The following is a 5,269-nucleotide window of genomic DNA, read 5'->3' on the forward strand; positions in this document are numbered from 1 at the left end:
GGTAGCGAACCGCGGTCTCCTCCAGCATGTCCGCGAGCCGGCGCGGATCGCGTTCCGGCACGACTGTCAAGTGGTGCGCGTTGACCGCCCTGCGCAGCCGCCAGGGTGGCTGGTCGGGCACACCGCCGGAAACGTGGCGACCGTTGACGTGGTCGCTCAGTGCTTCGGTGTATTCGCGCAAATCGCCGACGACATGTGCCGCGGTCTGGCTGGCGGTCCACGCCAATCCGGGCACCGGCGCGTTGGGTTCGTCGATGCGGCGCCACAGCTCGGCGCTGCGGCCGACGGCCTCGGCCAGAGCGGCCCTGGTTGCGCCGTCGGCGCGGCGGACGTCGTCGGTGGGCCCGGCGGGCATCAAGGCTGCGGTCTTCATCAGCAAGTCCTTCTGTCGGCGGTTGGATAGTGTAACTATCTCACATAGTATCGCTATGTCAATAGGCTGTTCTGCGTTTCAGCACACGAAAGTGGAAGCCATGCCTGATCCGACGCCACCGTCGTCGCTACGCGCCCAGCAAGTCGCCCAGACCCATGACGCTCTTGTTCGGGCCGGCCGAGAACTCTTCGGCCAGAAAGGCTTTCGCGATACCTCCGTGGAAGATCTGGCACGCGCGGCGCGGGTGACCACCGGTGCGCTGTACCACCACTTCCCCACCAAGACCGCGCTCTTTGAGGCGGTTTTCGAGCATGCGCATACCGAGTTGATGACCGCCGCCATGGAAGCAGCCCAGGACGCATCCGACGATCTCGACGAGCTCGCGCGAGGCTTCGACGCGTTCCTGGGCGCCGTGCTGCAATCCGACCTGCAACGCATCTTGATCATCGACGGCCCCGCCGTGCTGGGAGTGGCCCGATACACCGAGCTCGACGAGCGCTACGCCTTTGCCGTGATCGTCGAGGCGCTTCGAGCCGCGACGGCGGCCGGCACGCTGCGCGTGGACGACCCCGAGACAGTCACCCGCTTGCTGCTCGGAGCGCTGAGTCGCGGCGCGATGCTGATCGCCAACTCCCCGCATCCTGCCGACACCCGAGACGCCGTCGCGCGGTCGATGCGGGCCCTGCTCAACAGCTTCCGTCCGGGCTGACAAGCCCGGTGGTGAGCCGTTTCTCCTCACCGCAATTCGGGTAGGCGATCAAGACATGCCCGACGCGGCAGCACTGGCGCGACAGCGAAGGAGAGGCTCATGGGGGACACCTCCCGCGACCCGGTCGACCATCACCGCACCACACGGCCGCGGGCGGGCGAATCGCTGAAAGACACCGCGAAGGTGCCCGGCCTCGTACTACTCGGAGCCGGCGTGGTGGCATTCGTGATCTGCCTCGCCGCGTTCGCCATGGGGCAAGTCGGCGTCGGTGTCGCGGCCGTCGTCGTCGCACTGCTGTCCGTCGGAGCTGGGCTGGGTTGGCTGACCATGGAAGGCCGGCGGGTGCGCGATCTCCAACGGCAACGGGTCGCCCACCGGCCCAGCTCTGGGCGCTGACGGCCCGCGGATACGGCGTTATCTGTTCGGCCGCGATTGCGGCCGGCCGCCTTGGCGGCGGGCACCACTTCCACCGGGCCGAAGAAGGCATCTCGGGGCAGCATCAGGGTCTCGAGTTGCAACTCGTCCGGCGACGGCAGCCGGAGCTGCGGCGGAGGGTCGAAAGACTCGGCCGCTGTGCGCTCGTGACGCAGCTATGCCGTCAGCGCAAAGCGGCCAGGTTGTTTATCGACTTGTGCACGTCGGACTTGAGAACTCGGGCCACCAACCCCCCGATCGGCCCGTTGAGCACGCCGCCCTTGAGCTCAGCAGTGAGATGAAACTCCGTTCCTGGATGGTTGTCGTTGAGCGTCATCTTGACCGCGAGCCGAATTCCGCCGCGGCCGCGACCTTTCAGTTCGATCACTTCCGGCTCGTCGAATCGGGTCACCGTCCAGTGAATGACGTTGCGGAAGCCCTTCACCTTGATGCACGCCGACACGCACATGCCCTCTTCGACCGTGGACGGAACGGGGCTGCGCCAGCCGCCGAAAATCGTCATCCATTCGCCGAACCGGTTCAGGTCGGACGCCAGCTTCCAAGCGGCCGCCGGCTCAAGCTCGGATGTCGTCGATACGTCTACTTGTGCCATGCCTCAATCCTGGAAACGCCGCTAACCGCATACCCGGCCACTCATACCCGCCTGCGGTGACGGGATAAACCAACCCGAGGTGACGGCTGTCAGTTACCGTCCCAGGCGCTAGCCAGTTCCTTTGCGACGTCGATGACTTGGGCCGCTTGTGATTGCGGCGAGTCGATTTCATTGGAGACGTGCCAGGCGATGTAGCGCCGAATTTCTCCGTCGACGCCCGCGACGATCCGCAACAGTTCACCGCGGATCGAGGTGGCGGCGACGTGGACCAAGATGTCCGATGGCTTTGGCTTGCCGACTTCGATGACCAGCAGCAGCGGTTCGGCCGCATGCGCTGAGGCGCGCAGGGCGATTTCGCCGTCGACCATGAACCGCTGTTTGTCCACCCGCAAATCGACGATCATTTCGATGGCAAGCGGTATCCGGATATCGAAGGTGATCATCCGCCCTAGGTTCCGGGTGACTTGCGGTTGCTGGATGTTGACGTTGGCGCTGACCCGGGCGAGCCCCCCTGGCCCCTGGCGCATAGGTCCGGTCTGGAACTGCTCGCCTGCGATCTGGCTGAATGCCGCCGCAACGCGGTCCTCGGTAACAGCGACCTCGAAGAACCGTCGACCGAACTCTTCGTAGGTCATGTAGTTGTGGGGCAGCATAAGTTCATACCGTCTCACGTCAGCGGGGTTGTCGACCGCTGACCCGCGGACACCCGGGAATTCCCGGTGGACGACGGGTGGCTGCTGGGAAGCCAGCTGTCGCTGTGAGAAGATTCATGCATTGCACCGGCGCGATGGCGCATCGGCGCCCTGGTCCGATATCCCGTCTGGTTGTCGACCGCACCACACCAATCCCTCGATTCGCCTACTACGGCCGGCGCCCGTCACCCTGCGAGAACCCTGGAGGTGTTTGTCAGTTCCATGTCCACCCACAAAGTTTCTGAATCCCGCTCCACCGGATCGCGACTCGAAGTGGCGCTTACCTGGATGGGCGGCGGCCACGTGGACGAGCTCGGTGAGCGTCACCAGCGCTCCACCCACGCGATCGCCGGCGTCGTCGTACTGCTGGGTGCGGTGCTGGCATGGATAGCTGCGACGGTTGTCGTCAGCCAATCGGTGCGCTGGCCGGTGCCGGCGATCCTGCCGTTGACCCTGGTGCTCGGGCTGCCGGTCGGCGCGGTGACGCGCGCCACCGCGAGCGGCCCAATCCACGGTCGGGCGGGCGTGCTGGCCCGTGGCACAGTAGCGGTCGCTGTCGGCGTGCTGGTGGCCGAGCTGGCCGGGCTGGCGATGTTTTCCGGTTCGATCGATCGCCGTCTCCAGGAGCAGGCCGCGCAGCGGGCCGACTCCACGCTCGCGGTGTCCCAGGCATCCGGGCGACTCGACCGGGCGCGCGCGGCGCGGACAGCCCTCGACACCGCCGTCGACCAAGCCCGCGCCCAGCGCGACGAGGTGCTGGTCGTGGCTCGCTGCGAGTATCACCCCTCGCCGGCCTGCCCGCAGACTCGCATCACCGGGGTGCCCGGGGTAGGACCGGAAACCCGCGCGTCGAACGAGCTGCTGGCCGACGCTCAGCGGGAGCTCGACGCCGCGTTGGCCGAGCGTGAGCGTCGCGCACCCGAGCTTGACGCCGCCATTGCGGGGGACGAACAGGCGCTCGACCAGGCGCGCCGAGCCGCGATCGCCGATGCGGATCGCGGCCTCGGGGCCCGGTGGCTCGCCATGTACGGCCTCACCTTCGCCAATGCCGGGGTGTTGCTGCTGCGTCTACTCACGGTCGCGTTCTGCGCGCTGCTGTACCTGTTGCCGCTGATCCTGCGGTTGTGGCGCGGTGAGACAACCCATGAGCGCCACGCCGCCGCCCGCGACGAGCGTGACCGCGCCGAGGTGAAGGCCGATACCGCGATCGCGGTCAAGCGCGCCGAGGTGCGCGAGGCGGCCGAGAGCATCTGGGCCGAGCAGCAGCTGGCCAGCGCTCGGCTGGCCGTGGAGGCACAAACGCAAATCGACCGCGCGCAGCAGCGCCGCCGGGTCGCCGAGGCGCTCGAAGCTCCGCTGCGGGCGTCGTCTGAGCGAGTGTCTGCGGCGGACGACGACGATATATACCTGCCGATCGCGGCCGAAGCCGAGGCCGCCACTAAAGCTGCCATGCAGGCCATGCAATTGCCCGCCGGCGAAGAACCGGCGAGCGATAACCTGCCGGCGCAGGTCGGTACCCGGTTAGAGCCGCGGCACCAGCGTGGGTCGCCGCTGATCCCGGACGTCACCAAGGCTGCCGCCCGGTGGGTCCGTCCGCTGGTGCCGGGCTTCGTGGCCCGCGCGATCGACACCACGACCCAGCCGCTGCGGACCGCGCGGCAGGTGTTCGAAGAGGTCGAGGAGATCACCTTCTCGCTCAAACGCACCCGCAGGGTGACCATCAGCGCCGAGGAGCAAGTCGGCCAGTCGCCGCCGGACACGTCCGCTACCGCCCAGCACGAGTCGCCGCCGGCGGCGTCCGCCGACCCGGAGTCCACCCGGCGCGCCCTGCGTTTCCCGGGCCACGTCGACGTATCGGTTGCGTCCGCTGGGCGCGTCCAGCTGACGGCATCGGAGGGGCCGCTGGAGGTGGAGGCCGGGGCCGGCCCGCGCAAATTGGGCGCGCCGGACGGACCGCGCCAGCTGCCGCCCGGGCAGTAGCCGCACGCTTGGTGTCGTGGGGGCCTGAGGTGGGTAATCCCCCGCCGTGACGTGCTCCCAGCGGCCCGATCGGGACACAGGCGACGACGCGGTAGGCAGCCGCTTGCGTCGTTGCTTGCGCGTGACCGGTGACGCTGACCACGCTGCGGTATTCGTCTTCTTGGCGGGGACCTAGGGCACAGCGCTGTTCGGCGCTCGCGATCGACGTTTCCCGGCATGGAAAAGGCACCGACATGAGGCTGCGCAGGAGCATCGTTGGCGGCCCTGGCTTTCGCCGCATTCGCCGTGGGCGGGGCTTTTGCTACGTCAACGGCCAGCGCGAGCCAGTCGAGGACCCGGAAATCCTTGCGCGGATCGAGTCGCTGGTCATTCCCCCGGCGTGGAAGAACGTTTGGATTTGCCCGTACCCGAACGGCCACATTCAGGCGGTGGGCACCGATGCCGCGGGCCGGCGCCAATACATCTACCACCAGCAGTGGCAGGCGGAA

Annotated in this window: 6 protein-coding genes and 2 pseudogenes; 4 read left to right on the plus strand and 4 right to left on the minus strand. The window is 67.7% G+C overall.

Features of this window, described 5'->3' with window-relative positions; genetic code table 11:
• A partial coding sequence (locus VFA16_RS18215; protein ID WP_324969163.1) for a hypothetical protein occupies window positions 1-373 on the minus strand: 373 nt, incomplete at its 3' end.
• A gap of 100 nt (window positions 374-473) precedes the next feature.
• Here VFA16_RS18215 and VFA16_RS18220 point away from each other — a divergent pair.
• Window positions 474-1,082 (plus strand): TetR/AcrR family transcriptional regulator, encoded by a 609-nt coding sequence (locus VFA16_RS18220; protein WP_324969164.1) that lies wholly within the window; start codon window positions 474-476, stop codon window positions 1,080-1,082.
• 99 nt (window positions 1,083-1,181) lie between these two features.
• Complete coding sequence (locus VFA16_RS18225; protein WP_324969165.1) at window positions 1,182-1,478, plus strand: LapA family protein; 297 nt, start codon at window positions 1,182-1,184, stop codon at window positions 1,476-1,478.
• Here VFA16_RS18225 and VFA16_RS18230 read toward each other — a convergent pair.
• The 3 genes and pseudogenes from VFA16_RS18230 to VFA16_RS18240 all read right to left on the minus strand — a co-directional run.
• A pseudogene (locus VFA16_RS18230) lies at window positions 1,471-1,672 on the minus strand (ornithine decarboxylase); the annotation flags it as partial. The gene VFA16_RS18225 and the pseudogene VFA16_RS18230 overlap by 8 nt on opposite strands.
• A gap of 8 nt (window positions 1,673-1,680) precedes the next feature.
• Complete coding sequence (locus VFA16_RS18235; RefSeq protein ID WP_324969166.1) at window positions 1,681-2,109, minus strand: type II toxin-antitoxin system Rv0910 family toxin; 429 nt, start codon at window positions 2,107-2,109, stop codon at window positions 1,681-1,683.
• 89 nt (window positions 2,110-2,198) lie between these two features.
• A complete protein-coding gene (locus VFA16_RS18240; RefSeq protein WP_324969167.1) occupies window positions 2,199-2,762 on the minus strand; it encodes a hypothetical protein in 564 nt (187 codons plus the stop codon).
• Window positions 2,763-3,023: 261 nt separating this feature from the next.
• Here VFA16_RS18240 and VFA16_RS18245 point away from each other — a divergent pair, with 261 nt between their 5' ends.
• Window positions 3,024-4,781 (plus strand): DUF4407 domain-containing protein, encoded by a 1,758-nt coding sequence (locus VFA16_RS18245; RefSeq protein WP_324969168.1) that lies wholly within the window; start codon window positions 3,024-3,026, stop codon window positions 4,779-4,781.
• Between the two features lie 233 nt (window positions 4,782-5,014).
• A pseudogene (locus VFA16_RS18250) lies at window positions 5,015-5,269 on the plus strand (DNA topoisomerase IB); the annotation flags it as partial.

The sequence above is a fragment of the Mycobacterium sp. genome (assembly GCF_035653355.1).
Lineage (GTDB): Bacteria > Actinomycetota > Actinomycetes > Mycobacteriales > Mycobacteriaceae > Mycobacterium.